At 38.9% G+C, this 18,144-nt stretch carries 16 protein-coding genes; 2 read left to right on the top strand and 14 right to left on the bottom strand.

The features are described from left to right. The 13 genes from ACKWCD_RS05400 to nagB all read right to left on the bottom strand — a co-directional run bounded on the left by ACKWCD_RS05400 (nt 1) and on the right by nagB (nt 15,215). Nucleotides 1-660 carry a DUF5683 domain-containing protein gene (locus tag ACKWCD_RS05400; RefSeq protein WP_413982908.1) on the bottom strand — a complete coding sequence of 220 codons (660 nt, stop codon included), beginning with the start codon at nt 658-660 and terminating at the stop codon, nt 1-3. Beyond that, entirely contained in the window at nt 650-1,546 is an 897-nt protein-coding gene (locus tag ACKWCD_RS05395) for a ParB/RepB/Spo0J family partition protein (protein WP_413982907.1), read from the bottom strand. The genes ACKWCD_RS05400 and ACKWCD_RS05395 overlap by 11 nt, the downstream gene beginning before the upstream one ends. Beyond that, nucleotides 1,547-2,320 carry a ParA family protein gene (locus ACKWCD_RS05390; protein WP_413982906.1) on the bottom strand — a complete coding sequence of 258 codons (774 nt, stop codon included), beginning with the start codon at nt 2,318-2,320 and terminating at the stop codon, nt 1,547-1,549. Between the two features lie 180 nt (nt 2,321-2,500). Next, nucleotides 2,501-2,851, bottom strand: a complete 351-nt coding sequence (locus ACKWCD_RS05385) for an FtsB family cell division protein (protein ID WP_413982905.1) — start codon at nt 2,849-2,851, stop codon at nt 2,501-2,503. A gap of 3 nt (nt 2,852-2,854) precedes the next feature. Next, complete coding sequence (gene udk, locus ACKWCD_RS05380) at nt 2,855-3,463, bottom strand: uridine kinase (protein WP_413982904.1); 609 nt, start codon at nt 3,461-3,463, stop codon at nt 2,855-2,857. A gap of 39 nt (nt 3,464-3,502) precedes the next feature. Continuing rightward, nucleotides 3,503-5,410: an acetate--CoA ligase gene (gene acs / locus ACKWCD_RS05375; protein ID WP_413982903.1), complete on the bottom strand. Its 1,908-nt coding sequence runs from the start codon at nt 5,408-5,410 to the stop codon at nt 3,503-3,505. A gap of 35 nt (nt 5,411-5,445) precedes the next feature. Beyond that, nucleotides 5,446-7,158 (bottom strand): sodium:solute symporter family protein, encoded by a 1,713-nt coding sequence (locus tag ACKWCD_RS05370; RefSeq protein ID WP_413982902.1) that lies wholly within the window; start codon nt 7,156-7,158, stop codon nt 5,446-5,448. An 85-nt stretch (nt 7,159-7,243) separates the two neighbouring features. Further along, nucleotides 7,244-7,504, bottom strand: a complete 261-nt coding sequence (locus ACKWCD_RS05365) for a DUF4212 domain-containing protein (RefSeq protein ID WP_413982901.1) — start codon at nt 7,502-7,504, stop codon at nt 7,244-7,246. A gap of 141 nt (nt 7,505-7,645) precedes the next feature. Next, nucleotides 7,646-8,722: an anhydro-N-acetylmuramic acid kinase gene (locus tag ACKWCD_RS05360; RefSeq protein ID WP_413982900.1), complete on the bottom strand. Its 1,077-nt coding sequence runs from the start codon at nt 8,720-8,722 to the stop codon at nt 7,646-7,648. A 183-nt stretch (nt 8,723-8,905) separates the two neighbouring features. Continuing rightward, entirely contained in the window at nt 8,906-10,486 is a 1,581-nt protein-coding gene (locus ACKWCD_RS05355; protein ID WP_413982899.1) for a glycoside hydrolase family 3 protein, read from the bottom strand. Between the two features lies 1 nt (nt 10,487). Beyond that, the gene (locus ACKWCD_RS05350; protein ID WP_413982898.1) at nt 10,488-11,750 is read right to left on the bottom strand and encodes an MFS transporter; all 1,263 of its coding nucleotides are present in this window, start codon (nt 11,748-11,750) and stop codon (nt 10,488-10,490) included. Between the two features lies 1 nt (nt 11,751). Further along, nucleotides 11,752-13,263, bottom strand: coding sequence for a glycoside hydrolase family 10 protein (locus ACKWCD_RS05345; RefSeq protein ID WP_413982897.1), 1,512 nt, complete (start codon nt 13,261-13,263; stop codon nt 11,752-11,754). Nucleotides 13,264-13,295: 32 nt separating this feature from the next. Beyond that, nucleotides 13,296-15,215 (bottom strand): glucosamine-6-phosphate deaminase, encoded by a 1,920-nt coding sequence (gene nagB, locus ACKWCD_RS05340; protein WP_413982896.1) that lies wholly within the window; start codon nt 15,213-15,215, stop codon nt 13,296-13,298. Between the two features lie 197 nt (nt 15,216-15,412). Between nagB and ACKWCD_RS05335 the strand changes: the two genes are divergently transcribed. Next, on the top strand, nt 15,413-16,162 hold the full coding sequence (locus ACKWCD_RS05335) for a DeoR/GlpR family DNA-binding transcription regulator (RefSeq protein ID WP_413982895.1): 750 nt from the start codon (nt 15,413-15,415) through the stop codon (nt 16,160-16,162). Nucleotides 16,163-16,166: 4 nt separating this feature from the next. After that, complete coding sequence (gene murQ, locus ACKWCD_RS05330) at nt 16,167-16,976, top strand: N-acetylmuramic acid 6-phosphate etherase (RefSeq protein WP_413982894.1); 810 nt, start codon at nt 16,167-16,169, stop codon at nt 16,974-16,976. 6 nt (nt 16,977-16,982) lie between these two features. Here the strand turns inward: murQ and ACKWCD_RS05325 are convergent, their stop codons facing one another. Then, nucleotides 16,983-18,107: a PQQ-dependent sugar dehydrogenase gene (locus tag ACKWCD_RS05325; RefSeq protein WP_413982893.1), complete on the bottom strand. Its 1,125-nt coding sequence runs from the start codon at nt 18,105-18,107 to the stop codon at nt 16,983-16,985. Between the last annotated feature and the right edge of the window lie 37 nt (nt 18,108-18,144).

Genomic DNA, 18,144 nt, shown 5'->3' with positions numbered 1-18,144 from the left:
CTAAAAATTTATCGTCAAGGCCAAGCCATAGTTTGGATTGTTCGTAATTGGATTCACATCTAAATAGGGCTGAAATTCCATATCTAAACCTAAATCATCATCTATATTGAACTGTTTCAAATGAGCATCTACGTTTGCATCCACAACATTTAAGGCATATAAAAGAATAGTAGCAAGTAAGGCAAGATCACGGCTATTTTGATTGTCGTTTTGTAGCCTTTCTAAACGTTGATCGTCAATTTCAGGAGTAGTTCGTGTAATACCGTCATCCGGTCTTAGGTCATAAAATTCATCATCAGTAAAACCAGCTTTTCTTCTTTTAAATGCGGTCCTAAATCGGTCATATTCTCCATTGTAAAAAGTATAAGCATACGCACCTCCGCCAATTGCTGCCCATACAATAGGGGCTTTCCAGTAACGCTTATTGTAAATTTGACCTAAACCTGGTAATACCGCTGAGTAAAAACCTGCTCTTGCTGGTGCTAGGGGATTTATTCCTCTTTTTTGAGTTACCAATGTATCAACAATAACGAGTCCTTCATTTTTAAGGTTTGTTTTTAAAGAATCTACTTCTGGGGCATTTTTATTTTCTTCTTGCGACCAACTGGTAAAAGCAAAAAACGCAAAAACGAAAGAAAGAAATAGACGTTTACTTGCCAAGGATTAGTTTTTTTATTCGTAAAAATTCTTCTTCTGATTGAAAAGGGATGGTTATTTTTCCTTTTCCATTTTCCGAAGCTTGAATGGCTACTTTTGAAGACAGATGATTGGTAATTTCATCTTTAGCACTTTTTATAAATTCGGGAGTATCTTTTTTGCCAGAGGACATAGCACCCGATACTTCATGATGCGCTTTGACCAAACGCTCTGTATCTCGAACGGATAGGCTATTGCCAACAATTTTTTCATAGATAGCAATCTGTTCTTCTTTAGTCTCAATATTCACTAAGGCTCTTCCGTGCCCCATGCTAACAAAACCATCTCGAATTCCAGTTTGAATAATAGGGTCCAACTTAAGAAGGCGCATATAGTTCGCAATAGTCGAACGCTTCTTTCCAACACGGTCGCTTAATTTTTCTTGGGTTAATTGTATTTCATCAATCAAACGTTGATAGGATAGTGCTATTTCAATAGGGTCTAAATCTTGACGCTGAATATTTTCAACCAGGGCCATTTCTAAAGACTCTTGGTCATTTGCAATACGGATGTATGCGGGAATGGTTTCTAAACCAACAAGTTTTGAAGCTCTATATCTTCTTTCCCCAGAAACCAACTGAAATTTATTGAAATCAAGCTTTCGAACTGTAATTGGCTGTATTACACCCAATTCACGAATGGAAGATGCTAATTCTTGTAACGCCTCGTCATTGAAATGAGATCTAGGTTGAAACGGATTTACTTCAATAGAATCAATATCCAACTCGACAATATTGCCAACAACTTTGTCAGCATTCTTGTCTGATGCAGATTGAATATCATTTTCAGGGTCTTTCAATAATGCTGAAAGTCCACGACCTAGGGCCTGTTTTCTAGTTGCTTTCGCCATTTATACTACTTCCTTGTTTTTCTTTACTACTTCATTCGCCAAATTCAAATAATTGGCGGCACCTTTGCTACTTGCATCGTATTTGATAATGCTCTCACCATAACTAGGTGCTTCACTAAGCCGTACGTTTCTCTGAATAACAGTTTCGAAAACCATATCTTCAAAGTGTTTTCGAACCTCTTCAACTACTTGATTTGATAGTCGCAACCTTGAATCATACATGGTTAAGAGCATACCTTCAATATCCAAATCGGCGTTATGAATTTTTTGAATACTTTTCACAGTATTCAGAAGTTTACCTAATCCTTCAAGAGCAAAGTACTCACATTGAATTGGTATAATTACTGAATCTGCAGCAGTCAAAGCATTTAAGGTTAAAAGACCCAACGAAGGCGCACAATCAATAAGAATATAATCGTACTGGTTCTTGAGGTCAGTAACGGCTTTCTTCATCATATATTCCCGCTCATCTTTATCGACCAATTCTATTTCAATCGCAACCAAGTCAATATGAGAAGGAATCAAATCAACATTGGGGGATGTCGTTTCGATAATAGTTTCTTCTGCGGTTTTGGTGTGCTCAAGTAACTGATATGTTCCTAGTTCGATACTATCAACATCCACTCCAAGTCCAGAAGTAGCATTTGCCTGTGGATCAGCATCAATCAACAACACTTTCTTTTCGAGAACTCCTAAAGCTGCGGCCAGATTAACTGTTGTTGTGGTTTTACCTACCCCTCCCTTCTGATTTGCAATTGCAATAATTTTGCCCATAGGTATGTTAAGTTAGCCCGTAAAAATACAATTATTTACGATGCTATCCGGCGAATTTTGTTAACAGAAAGTGAATAACTATGGTGTCTTGCGTTAAATTGAGTTAAAGTTTTGACCTTGAGTCTGACACGAAAGCTTAGATGCTCAGAATGGGAGTGGTGTATGATTAATTTACTTGAATTACTGATCTTTGTTTTTTTCTTTTTGTTTAAGACTATCTTCGTATTCAATAAGATAGATTTCTTCATTCTTTTTCTTTAGGTAATACTGTTCCCTAGCAAATTTTTCTAATTCTTCTGGGTCAGATAGCTTTTCTATGATTTTCTTATCATTTTCTATCTGTTCATTGAGATATTTTTTTTGTTTTTCAAGATTATCTATTTCCCGTTTCAGTTCCATGTGAATGCGTAGGGAGTTGGTGTCGAAAAACACCATCCAAACCACAAAAGCGGTTAGAATCAAAACGTAAATACTGCTAAAAATAGTAGCTACTTTGAACCATTTACTCTTTTTGAAATCCTTCCACCCCATCTACTAAACTAATTTTTCATTTACAATACTTCTTACAATATCAACCGCTACCGTATTGTATTTATTGTTAGGGATAATGATGTCGGCATACTCTTTCGTAGGTTCTATAAACTGGTCATGCATCGGTTTGAGAATAGTTTGATATTTTTCCAAAGTTTCATCCAAATCCCAACCACGTTCGTTCACATCTCTTTTTAATCTTCGGATGAGTCGCTCGTCGGAATCGGCATGCACAAAGATTTTGATATCGCACATTTCTCGGATTTTTGGATTAGTCAAAATCAAAATACCTTCAACAATCAATACTTTTGTCGGATGGGTAGGAACGGTTTCCTCTTTACGATTACATTCTAAAAAAGAATATACAGGTTGTTGTACAGACTTACCAGATTTCAATTCTTTCAAATGCTGTGCAAGTAGCGTAAAGTCTATAGAATTCGGATGGTCGAAATTAGTCTCTCGTCTTTCGGGAAGCGTCAAATGCGAAAGGTCATTATAATAAGAATCTTGAGAAATGACTCCAACTTCTTCATCGGGCAATTCATTGATAATCTGATTGACAACGGTAGTTTTTCCACATCCTGTGCCTCCTGCAATACCTATTACCAACATACTTATCAAGTTTTAAGCAAAAATAGAAAACAAATATGATTAGAGCACATTATCCATAATATCCTTAACGACTTCAGGGTTTAATAGTGTACTTGTATCTCCAAGGTTAGAAGTGTCTTTGCTCGCTATTTTTCTCAAGATACGACGCATAATCTTACCACTACGAGTTTTAGGAAGTCCTGGCACGAACTGAATTTTATCTAGTTTGGCAATAGGGCCAATTTGCTCTGTAATTTGTTGGTTGATTTCTTTTCGAAGGTTGTCACGGTCTCTGCTTTCTCCGGTTTCTTTGAGAATCACATATCCATATAAGGCATTTCCTTTGACATCATGTGGGAATCCAACAATGGCAGATTCAGCCACTGCTGGATGCTCATTGATAGAATCTTCAATGGGAGCTGTTCCTAAATTATGTCCTGATACGATAATGACATCATCGACTCTTCCTGTAATTCTGTAATATCCCACGGCATCGCGCAAGGCACCATCTCCGGTAAAATACATATTCTTATACGCTGAAAAATAGGTGTCTCTATAGCGGTCATGGTTGCCCCAAATAGTTCTTGCAATCGAAGGCCATGGGAATTTAATACACAATCTCCCATCTACTTGATTGCCTTTAATTTCTTTTCCGTCTTCATCCATCAATGCGGGCTGAATGCCTATAAAAGGGAGTGTCGCATATGTTGGAGTGGTAGGCGTAACATATGGAATCGGCGTAATCATCATTCCGCCCGTTTCTGTTTGCCACCAAGTATCTATTATCGGACTTTTTTTCTTCCCAATATTGTTATTATACCAATGCCATGCTTCCTCATTAATAGGTTCTCCGACAGAACCTAAAACCTTTAAAGATGATAAATCATGCTTCTCAACAAAGTCAAGTTTTTCTTTGGCCAAAGCACGGATTGCTGTTGGCGCCGTATAGAATTGATTTATTTTGTGTTTTTCGATGATTTCCCAAAAACGCCCATAATCTGGGTAGGAGGGAACACCCTCAAACATTACGGAAGTAGCCCCGTTGGCCAATGGGCCATAAACGATATAGGAGTGTCCAGTAATCCAACCAATATCAGCAGAACACCAATAGACATCGTTTTCAGTGTATTGAAATGCATTCTTGAAAGTATAAGCTGTGTATACCATGTAACCGGCAGTAGTATGCACCATGCCTTTGGGTTTTCCTGTTGAACCTGATGTGTACAGAATGAAAAGTGGGTCTTCAGCATCCATGATTTCGGCATTGCAGTCGGCATATGCGTTATCTAAGAGTGGTTGTAGCCAATGGTCCCTTCCTTCTTTCATTTTGATATCTGAATTGATGCGTTTTGCAACCAAAACATTTTCAACTCTCGGACAATCTTCTAAACCTTTATCTACAATTCCCTTTAAATCAATCGTTTTATTCCCACGGTAAGAACCATCAGAACAAATCACCATTTTACAATCGGAATCATTGATTCTGGTAGAAAGTGCATTGGCTGAAAACCCTGCGAAAACTACAGAGTGAATAGCTCCGATTCTAGCACACGCCAAAAGGGAAACTGCCAACTCAGGAATCATAGGTAGATAAATACAGACTCTATCCCCTTTTTTAATTCCATGGTCTGTGAGGACATTTGCCATGCGACAAACACGTTCATGCAATTGTTTATAGGTGATATGTTGTGCTTCTTCTTTTGGGTCATTGGGTTCGAAAAGAATAGCCGTTTTATCACCCCTAGTTGGTAAATGTCGGTCTAGACAGTTCTCAGTGATGTTGAGTTTAGCACCTTCAAACCATTTGATTTCAGGCTTGGTGAAATCCCATTCCAAAACATTATCCCATTTTTTTCGCCATACGAAATGTTCTTCAGCGATTTCTTCCCAAAACCCTTCGGGATTGCGAACTGATTTCCGATAGACTTGAAAATATTCCTCTAAATGTTTGATATGGTAATTACTCATCTTCTGCTTTCTTTCCTTTAAAAATAAATAAAAATTTAATGTCCAGTAGCCTCGCCAGCACCACTAGGAATTCGAATATCCTCAACAATATCTTGAACATTCTGAGGTGGTGGAGGGGTAAACTGCATAACCACAATTGAGACTGCGAAATTCACAAGCATAGCTATTGTACCAAATCCTTCTGGGGAAATCCCAAACCACCAGTCTTCCTTTAATCCTGCTACGGCAGATTTACCGCCGTCAAAAATTCCGAATTTGAATTTGAGCATATAAAAGAGCATCAATAAAATACCGACGACCATACCTGCTATTGCGCCTTCTTTGTTCATTTTTTTATAAAATATGCCTAGCACGATAGCTGGAAAAAATGATGCTGCCGCCAGTCCAAAGGCTAGGGCAACTACTGCTGCTACGAAGCCTGGGGGGTCAATCCCAAAATATCCCGCCACAACTACGGCCACAGTTGCAGCTCCTCTTGCAGCCCAGAGCTCTCCTTTTTCAGTAATATCAGGTTTAATTACTTTTTTGATTAAATCATGCGATATAGAAGAGGAAATAACTAATAATAAACCTGCTGCGGTTGAAAGTGCAGCAGCTAAGCTTCCAGCCGCTATTAGTGCAATTACCCATGCTGGAAGGTTAGCGATCTCAGGATTGGCCATGACCATGATATCTGGGTCAACGGTAAGCTCATTCAATTGGGCATCTGCTACATATTGAATTTTTCCATCTCCGTTTTTATCATCGAATTTGATTAGTTCTGTCTTTTCCCAAGTTGAAAACCACTCAGGCATATCTGCGTAGGGCTGGTTGCTAACCGTATTAATCATATTGGTTCTGGCAAATACAGCTACAGCGGGAGCTGTGGTATACAAGATGGCGATTAGTAATAATGCCCAACCTGCTGATTTACGGGCATCTTTTACCCTTTTCACTGTAAAAAAACGAACGATTACATGGGGTAATCCTGCGGTACCCACCATTAAGGCTAGCGTGATGGCGAAAATATCGGTCATCGATTTTGAACCATCCGTATATTCATTAAATCCCAGTTCGGTTGAGAGTCCGTCTAATTTGTCTAATAAAAACGTTCCAGAGCCATCATTCAAAGTCGAACCCATTCCCAACTGCGGAATCGGATTTCCTGTCATTTGAATGGATATAAAAATTGCTGGAACCATAAAGGCGAAAATCAGCACGCAATATTGTGCTACTTGTGTATAGGTGATGCCTTTCATCCCACCTAGGACAGCGTAGAAGAGAACGATAATCATTCCTATGATTACTCCCGTATTAATATCAACTTCTAGAAAACGGGAAAATACCAATCCAACTCCGCGCATTTGTCCGGCCACATAGGTAAAAGAAACCAACAGAGCACATATCACGGCTACGATTCTAGCCGTGTTTGAATAATATCTATCACCAATAAAATCTGGAACTGTGAACTTTCCAAACTTTCGTAAATAGGGGGCAAGTAGAAGTGCTAAAAGCACGTAGCCACCGGTCCATCCCATTAAATAAACAGAGCCATCATAACCTGCAAAGGCAATGATTCCCGCCATGGAAATAAAGGAAGCTGCTGACATCCAATCTGCTGCTGTGGCCATTCCATTGGCGAGGGGAGAAACTCCGCCTCCTGCGACATAAAATTCTTTGGTAGAACCAGCTCTTGACCATATCGCAATGCCGATATAAAGGGCAAAGGTGATTCCGACTAAAATATAGGTCCAAGTTTGAACGGTCATGAATAATGTTTTTATTGTCATTCCCGAGAAGTCGAGAATCTGTGGTTGTTAGTTGATAGTTGTCAGTTGATGGCTCTGGTTTGTTTTATTCGTCGTAACCGTATTTCTTGTCGAGCTTGTTCATCAATCGTACGTAAACGAATATCAAAATGACAAACACATAAATCGAGCCTTGTTGGGCAAACCAAAAACCTAATTTGAAGCCGCCGATTTGAATCGTATCCAAGGCGTCTTTAAAAAGGATTCCAGCGCCGTAAGAAACCGCAAACCAGATGGCTAGAAGAATGAAAAGGTATCTAACATTTTCTTTCCAATAGGCACTTGCTTTTTGTTGCTTGTCACTCATAAATTTTTTTTCTTGTCATTTCCGTGAAGACGGAAATCTGTTAATATATAACCGGTATTTCTTCTGCATCGACTCTAACTTCATTGGAAATCTGTCATGTTTTTGCAATAGTTTTCTAAGATAGCGATTTCCCTCTTATCTTTAGGTGGGTAGATAGAGCACTCCGCTTGAAGAATCTCTTTTCGCTCCCGTGACCGATTTTAAAACGTTGATTTCTTGCTCTACGCGAAGTGCACCCATTAAGGCAAAAACGACAGCTTCTTTAAATTCAATGAGCTCTTTTTCTGGGACTACTACTTTCGTATTTTCCTCAAGTTTTTCTTGAAGGACTTTAACCAGAAAATGGTTTAAAGCACCACCGCCAGTTACAAATAAGGAGCTTTCTTCTTTTGAGCTATTCAGTTTTACTTGTTGCGCAACTTTTTCACAAATATGATGAATAGAGGTATGCAATAGATTTTCGACTGAATCATCTGTGATATCGACAATTGGCACAACTTCCTCTACAAACCATTCATAGCCAATGGATTTCGGGTGGGGAAGTAAATAGTATTTCAATCCATTTAGTTTATCGAGCATATTTTGATTTATCCTTCCGGAAGCTGCAAGTTCTCCTCCTTTGTCATAAGCTAAATCTATTTTTCTGGTGATGTAGTTTAGAATCATATTGGCCAAACCAATATCATAAGCAATTCGCTTTCCTTTCTGTTCTAATGATATATTACTAATCCCTCCTAAATTCAAACAAAAATCATATTCCCCAAAGAATAGTTGGTCACCAATCGGAACTAAAGGAGCTCCTTGTCCGCCCAAGGCAATATCATTGGTTCTAAAATCGCAGATTACTTTGCAAGCACTTTCGTTGGCGAGATGCTGACCTGAACCAATCTGGAACGTAAGTCCGTTTTCAGGTTGGTGATGTGTTGTATGTCCATGGCTGGAAATAAAAGCAACTTCAAGTTTTTTATCGGAAATAAATTGCTTTGCCTCTTTTCCAAGCCACGTACCGTAGGTATTATGGAATTGCAACAATTCATCAGCCTTCAAATAAATAGAGTCTTTTAACTCCGATTGCATATCATCAGAATAGGAAATGCTTTTGGTCTCAATGATTTCAAAAGACCATTTGTCCAAGTCCCTATTGATATGGCAGTAGCAGAGGTCTAGGCCGTCAAGGGAGGTTCCGGACATCAAGCCAAGTATTTTGAATGTTTTCATTTTTTTACTTTTTTTAAAGCTCCTCTCCTTTTTCAAGGAGGGGAATGAATCCGCCAACTGGCGGAGAAAGGGGTGGTAAAACCCGAGCCTTAGGTCTTTTACCAAACTTCTATTTAAATAGCCAAGGCTTGAGCTTTCTACCCGCCCCCCGTCTTCTGATAAATCAGAAGCCACCCGGCCCTGTCAAGGGCGGGGAGTTTTTATCTTAACCGGCAGCTTTCCTTTAGCTTTCAATTTACCCAAAAAATGTTCAGTCGCTACGTCTTGAAATTCTGTAAACTTTTGATAAGCAATAACAATAACTTTTGCATTCTGAAGGTTCAAATGATTCAAAACATATGGATTTCCGAAAAGATATAGAACTACATTTTTAGTACGAATAAGTTCATTTACAAAATCGATTTCTTCCTGAAATAAACCAAAGGTGTTTGCAGGTTTTACCTGTGGCGGAGTTAATAGAATTAAGATATCTTTTTCTTCTTCCACTTCCGAATTCATTTCCTTCAAACTGGCAAGAATCCCTTCTGTATTATTATCTAACATAGAACGTTTGAAGGTCAAAGTGCAAAAGTCTGTAGTTCTAAAATTGGCAATATCGGCATAACTTCCTTTTAATAAGGTCAGACTATTTTCGGCTAGTTTACGATTAAGTCGCCTGTCAGTTTCAGGTTTTGAAACCGTTCTCGACTCCGCTCGAACTGATAGTAAAGCGTTTTCTTTTAGCTTCCAAACTCTTTTAAAACTTTCTTCAATTTGTGTTTCAGAAGCATTTTTGAGTATAGATTCAATTCCTTCAGTAACATGTTCTGCAAAACAAAGTACATCATTACCAGCGTCGAACGCAAGCCATTCTAACTCTCCTTTTATGGGATAGTTTTTAGAAACTGCATGCATATTTAACGCATCTGAAATTACTACCCCTGTGAAACCCATTTCACTTCGAAGTACTCCTTTTATGATGTCCTTAGATATACTTGAAGAAATCCGCTCTCCATTGGCTAAAGCTGGAACAGATAAGTGTCCCACCATTACAGAATCAACCCCTTCCTCAATTAGCTTTTGAAAAGGATACAACTCATTTGCAACCAATTCTTCTTTGGATTTGTCAATCAACGGGAGTCCCAAATGTGAATCGGTAGCTGTATCTCCGTGACCCGGAAAATGTTTGATGCTTGTCAATACGCCTTCACTTTGCGTTCCTTTAATAAAAGCTAAAGCTTTTTCGGTCACATTGATTTTGTCTTCGCCGAAAGAGCGATAACCGATTACGGGATTATTCGGATTGTTATTAATATCAACACAAGGCGCTAAATTCCAATGAATTCCTGCGGTCTTGCAGTCTCGAGCAATATTTCGTCCAACTTCGTAAATCAAATCATGATTTCCTTGAATTGCTCCTAAAGTTATGTTGTAAGGGTATTGCGGTGTGTTTTCAATGCGCATGGCTAATCCCCATTCGGCATCAATCGCAATTAATAAGGGATATTTAGAAACACTTTGATATCGTTTAATAAGTGCTTTAAGAGTTTCGAAACTTTCGGAATTATAAACCACTTCTTTTTTGCCTTCATAGTTTGTCGCTGCGCTTGCGCGACTGTGAAAAAAACAAAGTGACCCAATACTATGTTCTTGGATTAGTTTTTCTAGTTTTTGAATTTCTTCTTCAGTATCATTTATAAATGCAGCAGGCATAAAGAGCTGGCCTACTTTTTCCGGTAAGCTAAAAGTATTCCTGGCGATTTCGTAGTCTAGTATGGTATTCATATTAAGCTTTTGCTTTTCCAAAGTCAGCTGGGTATTTAATATATCTTAATATTACAAATGCGGGAAGTGCGGCCAGTACAACCCAAATAAAGAATCCATCATAGCCCAACCATTCTTGCATAAAACCGCTAATAAGGCCGGGTAGCATCATTCCTAAAGCCATAAAACCTGTTGCCAATGCGTAGTGTGAAGTTTTGGAATTTCCTTCGGCTACATAAATTAGATATACCATGAATCCCGCTATACCAAAACCGTAACCAAATTGCTCTACGATTACTGTACCTGTTACCGCCCATGCATCCGTGGTTCCTGTAACGGCCAACAATGCATAAAGTGCATTCGGAGCGTTCAGTGAGATTAGCATAGGTAACATCCATTTTTTTAAGCCTTGTCGCGAGATTAATATTCCCCCTAAAATCCCACCAACAGTCAAGAAAATCACCCCTATTGTTCCGTAAATCGTGCCAACCTCAGATGTGCTATATCCTAATCCTCCAACAGCCTCAGAATCTAGCAGGAAAGGCGATGCCATTTTCACCAATTGCGATTCGCCAAGCCTGAAAAATAGAATAAACGCTATTGCCAAATCCATTCCTGGTTTTTTGAAGAAGGATACAAAAACCTCCAAAAAACCTTTCGGTTTTTCTAATTCTATTGCTTCCGAACTTTCGAACTTTGGCGTAACAAAAAAGTTCGACAAAGTCATAAGTAGCATAAGCGAACCTGCGCATATCATCGTATAGGACCATGCTTTTGTATTGTCGCCATATTTATTTTCAAGAAAGCCCGCTAATATCACCAATAACCCCTGACCCGTTACATTGGCTAGTTTATAGAATACACTTCGCATTCCGACAAAAAAGGATTGCTTGTCCTCGGTTAGTCCAATCATATAATATCCGTCGGTAGCAATATCATTTGTTGCCGAAGCGAAAGCGACCATCCAAAAGCAAGCCAAACTGGTAACGAAAAAAACATTGGTAGGTAAGGTGAGCCCGATGGCCAAAAGCGCGGCAGAAGCGAGTAATTGCATCCATAAAAACCAATTTCGTTTGGTGCTTTTTAGATCTACAAAAGGGCTCCACAAAGGTTTAATCACCCAGGGGATGTATAAAAAACTAGTATATAAACCTATGTCAGCGTTGCTAACTCCTAATTTTTTGTACATGATGACAGACACGGTAACTACTAGTGCATAGGGAAGGCCCTGAGCAAAGTACATGGTTGGTACCCATGCCCAAGCCCATTTGTTTTTTTGAATCATATCAGTTTGTTTCATTTAAATGTACAATTATCGGTTCAGACTCTCTTCCATAAAAATCTATAAAAGTCAGTGCAACATATTTTCTTTTTCCAAGAATTTTGAACGGAAGACTAACTTCCTGGCCGTTTTCAACAGAAACTTTTGTGATTAGTTTTTTTAGGGGATAGGTTGCTTTTTCATTTTTACCAGAGGGATAAACCATCACATACCGAATGGACTCTCGGTCGTTAAATTTCAAGGTAATAGCGTCATTTGATTTTCGGATTGATTGCTGAACGGTAAAACTTTTAGCTTTCGGGACAGCCAACTTGGAAACAGGAGGAAGCGATGGTTCTTTATAGTATTTTCGTTTCAAATATTTAACAACATCAACATTGTCATTCATTAAGCTTTTAGCACTAAAAAAAGCATTCCCCTGAACAACATTTTTTTCTCGGGAATAGCTAATTTGATTGGGGAGTTCTTTTTTATTATCCCAGGCTGTATCGCTATTGTTTCGGATTTTATAAGGTCCGTTTCCGATGTATAAATTCGTGTTTTGACTTTGGCTTGACCACCAATCCACGATTTTACGATGCGAAGCTACAGGAAGCTCCATACTCCAGTATACTTGGGGAATTAGATAGTCGAGCCATCCTTTTTCAATCCAAAGTAAGGGGTCTGCGTATAAATCCTCGTAGGTTGTTTGTCCTGCTTTGGTATCAGAACCTTTGGGGTCAGAGGACTTGTTTTTCCAAACCCCAAACGGACTCACCCCAAACTGTACCCAAGGTTTTCTAGCTTTGATAATATCATGACTTTTTTTGATGAGAGAATCGATATTGCTCCGTCGCCAATCTTCTAGATTCTGATTGGGTAACGCACAGTTATAGTAAGAAATCGAATCTTGAAAAACCTCACCTTGAATTCGATACGGATAGAAATAATCATCAAAATGAATGGCATCTACATCATAGTTCGAAACTACTTCATCAATAACAGCAATCATTTTTTGTTGTACTTCTGGCAAACCTGGGTCGTAGTAGTATTTTTTTCCGTATTTCAACATCCAGTCAGGGTGGAGGTTATAGTCATGTATTTCGCTTAAAACTTCTGTTTTCAAATCAAATGTGGCACGATAGGGGTTAAGCCATGCATGAAATTCCATACCCCGGTTATGGGTTTGGTCAATCATCCATTTTAAAAGGGTAGATTTTGATGTAGAAACTTCTCCCTCTGTACCAGTTAGAAATCTGGACCATGGGGCATTTTCTGACTTATAGAAAGCGTCTCCAGCGGTTCTGATTTGAACTATAGCGGTGTTGAAGTTAAGGTTTTGATAGAAATCTAATATTTCTAAGAAATCCGTTTTTTGTTTTTCTACGGAATCATTTCCATTTTTTGGCCAATCGATATTTACTACCGTGGCAACCCAAAACCCCCGAAATTCTGTTCTGGGTTGGGGTATAGGTTTGAATACCGAGCAGGAATTTATCGTTGTTAGAATAAGTAAAAGTGAGAGTGTTCGAGACATTTATATTTTAACTATGATGCTAAAATACAAACCTAATCAAACTTGTGTCGAACAAAAGCTTCCATCGCTGCGTAATCAGAAAGTCCGAGTTCATTATACCTTCTTGCGGTATCGCGATTTCGTTCTTCGGCACGCATCCAAAATTCTCTAGTGTCATCGCCTTGAAACATCACACCATCTTTTTGTGATTGATGTGCGAAAATGGCATTCCGTTTGCGTAATACTTGACCCGGACTCATGGGCACTGCCATTTCAATTTCATTAATATCCCACTCATGCCATGCCCCTCGATACAACCATAGCCAGCAATCTTTTATCCAAGATTCAGATTTTAGCTGCTTCATGGCTTCAAAAACTGCATCAAGACAAACACGATGAGTGCCATGTGGATCTGCCAAATCCCCTGCAGCGAATATTTGATGTGGCTTAATTTTTTGGATGGTATTAACCATTATGGCAATATCTTCTTCTGATAGATTATTCTTTTTAATGGTTCCAGTTTCATAAAAGGGGAGGTCTAGAAAATGCACGTTACCGTCTGCCAAACCTAAATAGCGCGTAGCTTCATATGATTCTCCCCTTCTGATATTTCCTTTTAATTTTCGTACTTCTGATGAATCGAAACTACTTTCAGTTTTTGCCTTAATAGAATCGATTATGGCTTGCGCTTCCTCTGAAGGAGAAATCCGCTTGGCGATTTCTGCATATTTTCTTGCATCAGCATCTGATACTGCAATATTTCCTGAAGTTTGATAGGCGACATGTACCTCATGGCCTTGTTCTATTAATCTATCAAAAGTCCCTCCCATGGAAATCACATCATCATCTGGGTGCGGACTAAAAATAATGACGCGTTTTTTTATAGGAGTCGCTCTTTCGGGTCTGTTGGTGTCATCGGCATTAGGTTTTCCTCCTGGCCACCCCGTAATAGTATGTTGCAGACGGTTGAACATCTTGATGTTGAGGTCGTAAGAGTCTTGAATCATCAACAAATCTGCCATTCCATTGTCATTATAATCTTTATCCGTTAGACTCAAAATCGTTTTGCCCAATTTAGTACATAGCCATACAATTGCTTTGGCGGTAAGTTCTTCTGTCCACTCGCAAGGCTTCACTATCCATGGTGTTCTATTTCTGGTTAATTCACTGCCGGCACCAGTATCGAGAACAAAGGTGCAATTCTTATGATTTTGAAGGTAGGTGGCAGGGACTTGCGATGATATTTCTCCCTCGACTGTATTTTTAATAATCTCAGCCTTGTTTTGTCCCCAGCCCAATAGTACGATTCGTTTTGCACTTAAAACAGTGGCAATACCCATTGTAATGGCTTTTCTGGGAACATTATCTATGCCCAGAAAAGCTGGTGCGGCATCTACCCTGGTGATATGGTCTAGGGTAATAACCCTTGTGCCAGAATTATAATGTGAACCTGGTTCGTTAAAGCCTATGTGCCCTGTACGACCGATACCAAGGAGCTGGAAATCGAGTCCTCCAAAATCTTTTATCTTTTTCTCATAGGACAAACAGTACTCAACAACTTTATCGTTTGGCACTTTTCCATCTGGGATATACACATTTTTAGGAAGTATATCTACATGGTTAAATAAATGCTCATGCATAAAATAGTGGTAACTCTGGGTATTTTCTTTATCCATTGGTAAATACTCGTCCAGATTAAAGGTTACCACGTTTTCAAAACTCAGTCCTTCCTCTTGATGCATTCGGACGAGTTCTTCATATACGCGTATGGGAGAAGAACCTGTCGCCAACCCTAAAACACACATTTCATCTGACAGTTGTTTTCTTCGGATGAGCTTGGCAATTTCCTCAGCAACTTCAATAGAGGCATCATTCGAATTTTCAAAAATTACATTATGGATTTTTTCGAAGCGTGTTTCCTCAAATTGTCCTACTGGTTTGTAACGGATATCGGTTTTAATTCGTGCAGCCATTGTAGTCATATAATACGTTAGTTTATGTGTTCGATATATGTATTGATTACGGCAAATGTATGCAATAAAAATTATATTTGCTGTTTATTGCAAGATATTTTGCTGTTTTATGCTTTTATTTAGAGTTTATATCAATAAAACCGTAAAAAACAGCATATATATTTATTTGCTATATTTGTATTTTCAAGCTAGAATATATGTTAAAGGAAGAGCGCCAACAGACGATATTAAATGAAGTAGAATTGCATAATCGGATACTATTAACCGATATTGCGGAGACGCTTGATGTATCAATCGATACAGTTCGAAGAGATGTAAAAGAGTTGGATTCTGAGCAGAAACTTCGCAAAGTTCATGGAGGTGCTATCTCCTTAGGATTTACGACGAGCAGTACTCGAAATACCAATATTTACGCACTTGAAGAAAAAACAAAGATTGCACAAAAAGGGGTATCTCTATTAAAAGAAGGGTCTGTAATCTTTGTTGACGGAGGCACTACTTGTTTAGAATTAGCACGTTTAATTCCTCTGGATTTGGAATTGACATGTTTCACACTAAGCTTACCTGTTGCAATGGAACTTTCTTCAAAACCGAATGTTACAGTCATTTTTATCGGAGGACAGATTTCTAAGGATGCGCAGATATCCATAGGTGCAAATGCAATACATAATCTTTCAGAAATAAAAGTCGACTATAGCTTTATCGGAACAGGGTATGTTGATTCGCAATACGGACTAACAGAGTTCGATTGGGACATTGTTCAATTGAAAAAGGCAGTAATTAAAGCCGCGAAGAAAACGGTACTTTTGTGCATCTCGGAGAAATTGAATTCGCAACATCGCTACAAAACCTGCGATATAAACGCGATAAATACAATGATAACGGAGTTAGCACCTGAAAATGAGCTGCTAAAGAGTTTTAGAACGCACGACATACATCTTTTATAAGTCTATGGATTATCTCAAAATCACCGAAACCCCTTCTAATCATGATAATTTGGAACAATTGGATACTATTTCCATTTTGTACAAAATGAATGAGGAGGACCAAAAAGTGGCTGATGCGGTCGCTTTGGTTATTCCGCAAATCACAAAGTTGGTTGATGCATTGGCAGAGCGTTTTATTGACGGAGGACGTCTCTTTTATATAGGTGCAGGCACAAGCGGAAGGCTTGGAATTTTAGATGCTTCTGAAATACCACCAACATTTGGAATGCCACACGAAAGAGTAGTAGGGTTGATTGCTGGTGGTGATAAGGCCATTCGCAAAGCAGTCGAAAATGCAGAGGATAATACAGAACAGGCATGGCCCGATTTAACGGCACATAATATCAACGACAAAGATGTTGTTGTCGGCATTGCTGCATCTGGTACTACGCCCTATGTTTTAGGGGGAATTGCATCTGCAAAGAAAAATGGGTTGCTCACAGCAGGTATTACAAATAACCCTGGTTCACCATTGGCAATATCGGCTGATATTCCGATTGCTGTGAATGTGGGTCCAGAATTCGTTACTGGAAGCACAAGGATGAAAAGTGGGACTTCGCAAAAGTTGGTTCTAAATATGATTTCCACAGCTTTAATGATAAAAATTGGCAGGGTAAAAGGGAATAAAATGGTGAATATGCAGCTAACCAATGATAAGTTGGTGGATCGAGGCACTCGTTATGTTATGGAGGGTCTGAATATTTCGTATTCAGCAGCGGCAGAATTGCTTAACCAACATGGGTCTGTTAAAAAAGCAATTGAGGCTGGTCGGTAGTCCGTTTTATTTTTTTGGAACCAATTTATAAACTCCTTTTCCTTCTACAGCCACATAAATCAGTCCGTCCGGTCCTTCTTTGACATCGCGTACGCGACCCATACCATCCATTAATTTTTCACGACTAGTGACTTTTTTGCCATTCAATTCAAGACGTTCTAAGTATTGAAAAGCCAGAGAGCCTACTAACAGACTTCCTTTCCAGTCAGCTCCGTATTTGTCAGATGTTACAAAGGTCATTCCGCTTGGCGCAATTGAAGGAACCCAATAGTGAATCGGCGGTTCCATGCCTTTCATTTCGGTTTTATTTGTGATTTCGGTTCCACTATAATTGATTCCGTAGGTAACTACAGGCCATCCATAGTTTGCACCTTTTTTGATAATATTAATTTCATCACCACCTCTCGGCCCATGTTCATGGTCCCAAATTTCACCGGTTTCTGGATGTTTTACCAATCCCTGCGGATTTCTGTGTCCATAGCTATAAATGGCAGTTTTTGCTCCTTTGGCTCCAACAAAGGGGTTGTCTTTAGGAATGCTTCCGTCGTCATTAAAACGGTATATTTTGCCTCCGTCACGGGTAATATCCTGAGGATTTTCATCTCGGGCACCTCTTTCGCCGATAGAAAGAAAGAGATATCCATTGTTATCAAATTCTATTCGAGAACCAAAATGCTGCCCCTTTGTAGTATTTGGTCCAGCCTTGTACAATAATTCATTGTTAATCAATTTGTTATCTTTTAATTTCGCTCTCATCAAAGCAGTGTGACCACCTTTTCCCTCTCCTTCCGAGGAGGCATATGAAATATAGATCCATCCGTTGTTTTTGTAATCGGGATGTAACTCAATATCCATGAGTCCACCTTGCCCTCTGACATAAACTTTCGGTGTATTTAAAATTGTAGTTCTTTTCTCATTGCTAAAGTGAAGTAATTCACCTGATTTTTCTGCGACTAAGATTCCCCCATCAGGTAGAAAGGCCATACCCCAAGGAATCTGCATTTCATCGATTAATAGCTCTGCAGAAAAAGGAATATTTTCAGCTTTAGAAGCTTGATTTTCAATATTTTGCGCACAAGAATAATGAAACATTACAACGAATAAACAAGAAATAAAGACACTATTTCGCATAATCGAACGTTAGAAGTATATTATAAGGTAATCCCGT

Origin of the sequence: Maribacter taeanensis (assembly GCF_047345145.1) — a bacterium.
Classification (GTDB): Bacteria; Bacteroidota; Bacteroidia; order Flavobacteriales; family Flavobacteriaceae; genus Maribacter_C.
This window is presented reverse-complemented; position numbering and strand designations above follow the sequence as displayed.

Coding starts and splice junctions, on each gene's coding strand:
- ACKWCD_RS05360 (WP_413982900.1), bottom strand. CDS start 8,722: ATGAAAACATTCAAAATACTTGGCTTGATGTCCGGAACCTCCCTTGAC.
- ACKWCD_RS05395 (WP_413982907.1), bottom strand. CDS start 1,546: ATGGCGAAAGCAACTAGAAAACAGGCCCTAGGTCGTGGACTTTCAGCA.
- ACKWCD_RS05390 (WP_413982906.1), bottom strand. CDS start 2,320: ATGGGCAAAATTATTGCAATTGCAAATCAGAAGGGAGGGGTAGGTAAA.
- acs (WP_413982903.1), bottom strand. CDS start 5,410: ATGAGTAATTACCATATCAAACATTTAGAGGAATATTTTCAAGTCTAT.
- ACKWCD_RS05325 (WP_413982893.1), bottom strand. CDS start 18,107: ATGCGAAATAGTGTCTTTATTTCTTGTTTATTCGTTGTAATGTTTCAT.
- udk (WP_413982904.1), bottom strand. CDS start 3,463: ATGTTGGTAATAGGTATTGCAGGAGGCACAGGATGTGGAAAAACTACC.
- ACKWCD_RS05370 (WP_413982902.1), bottom strand. CDS start 7,158: ATGACCGTTCAAACTTGGACCTATATTTTAGTCGGAATCACCTTTGCC.
- ACKWCD_RS05355 (WP_413982899.1), bottom strand. CDS start 10,486: ATGAATACCATACTAGACTACGAAATCGCCAGGAATACTTTTAGCTTA.
- ACKWCD_RS05385 (WP_413982905.1), bottom strand. CDS start 2,851: ATGGGGTGGAAGGATTTCAAAAAGAGTAAATGGTTCAAAGTAGCTACT.
- ACKWCD_RS05350 (WP_413982898.1), bottom strand. CDS start 11,750: ATGATTCAAAAAAACAAATGGGCTTGGGCATGGGTACCAACCATGTAC.
- ACKWCD_RS05345 (WP_413982897.1), bottom strand. CDS start 13,263: ATGTCTCGAACACTCTCACTTTTACTTATTCTAACAACGATAAATTCC.
- nagB (WP_413982896.1), bottom strand. CDS start 15,215: ATGGCTGCACGAATTAAAACCGATATCCGTTACAAACCAGTAGGACAA.
- murQ (WP_413982894.1), top strand. CDS start 16,167: ATGGATTATCTCAAAATCACCGAAACCCCTTCTAATCATGATAATTTG.
- ACKWCD_RS05335 (WP_413982895.1), top strand. CDS start 15,413: ATGTTAAAGGAAGAGCGCCAACAGACGATATTAAATGAAGTAGAATTG.
- ACKWCD_RS05365 (WP_413982901.1), bottom strand. CDS start 7,504: ATGAGTGACAAGCAACAAAAAGCAAGTGCCTATTGGAAAGAAAATGTT.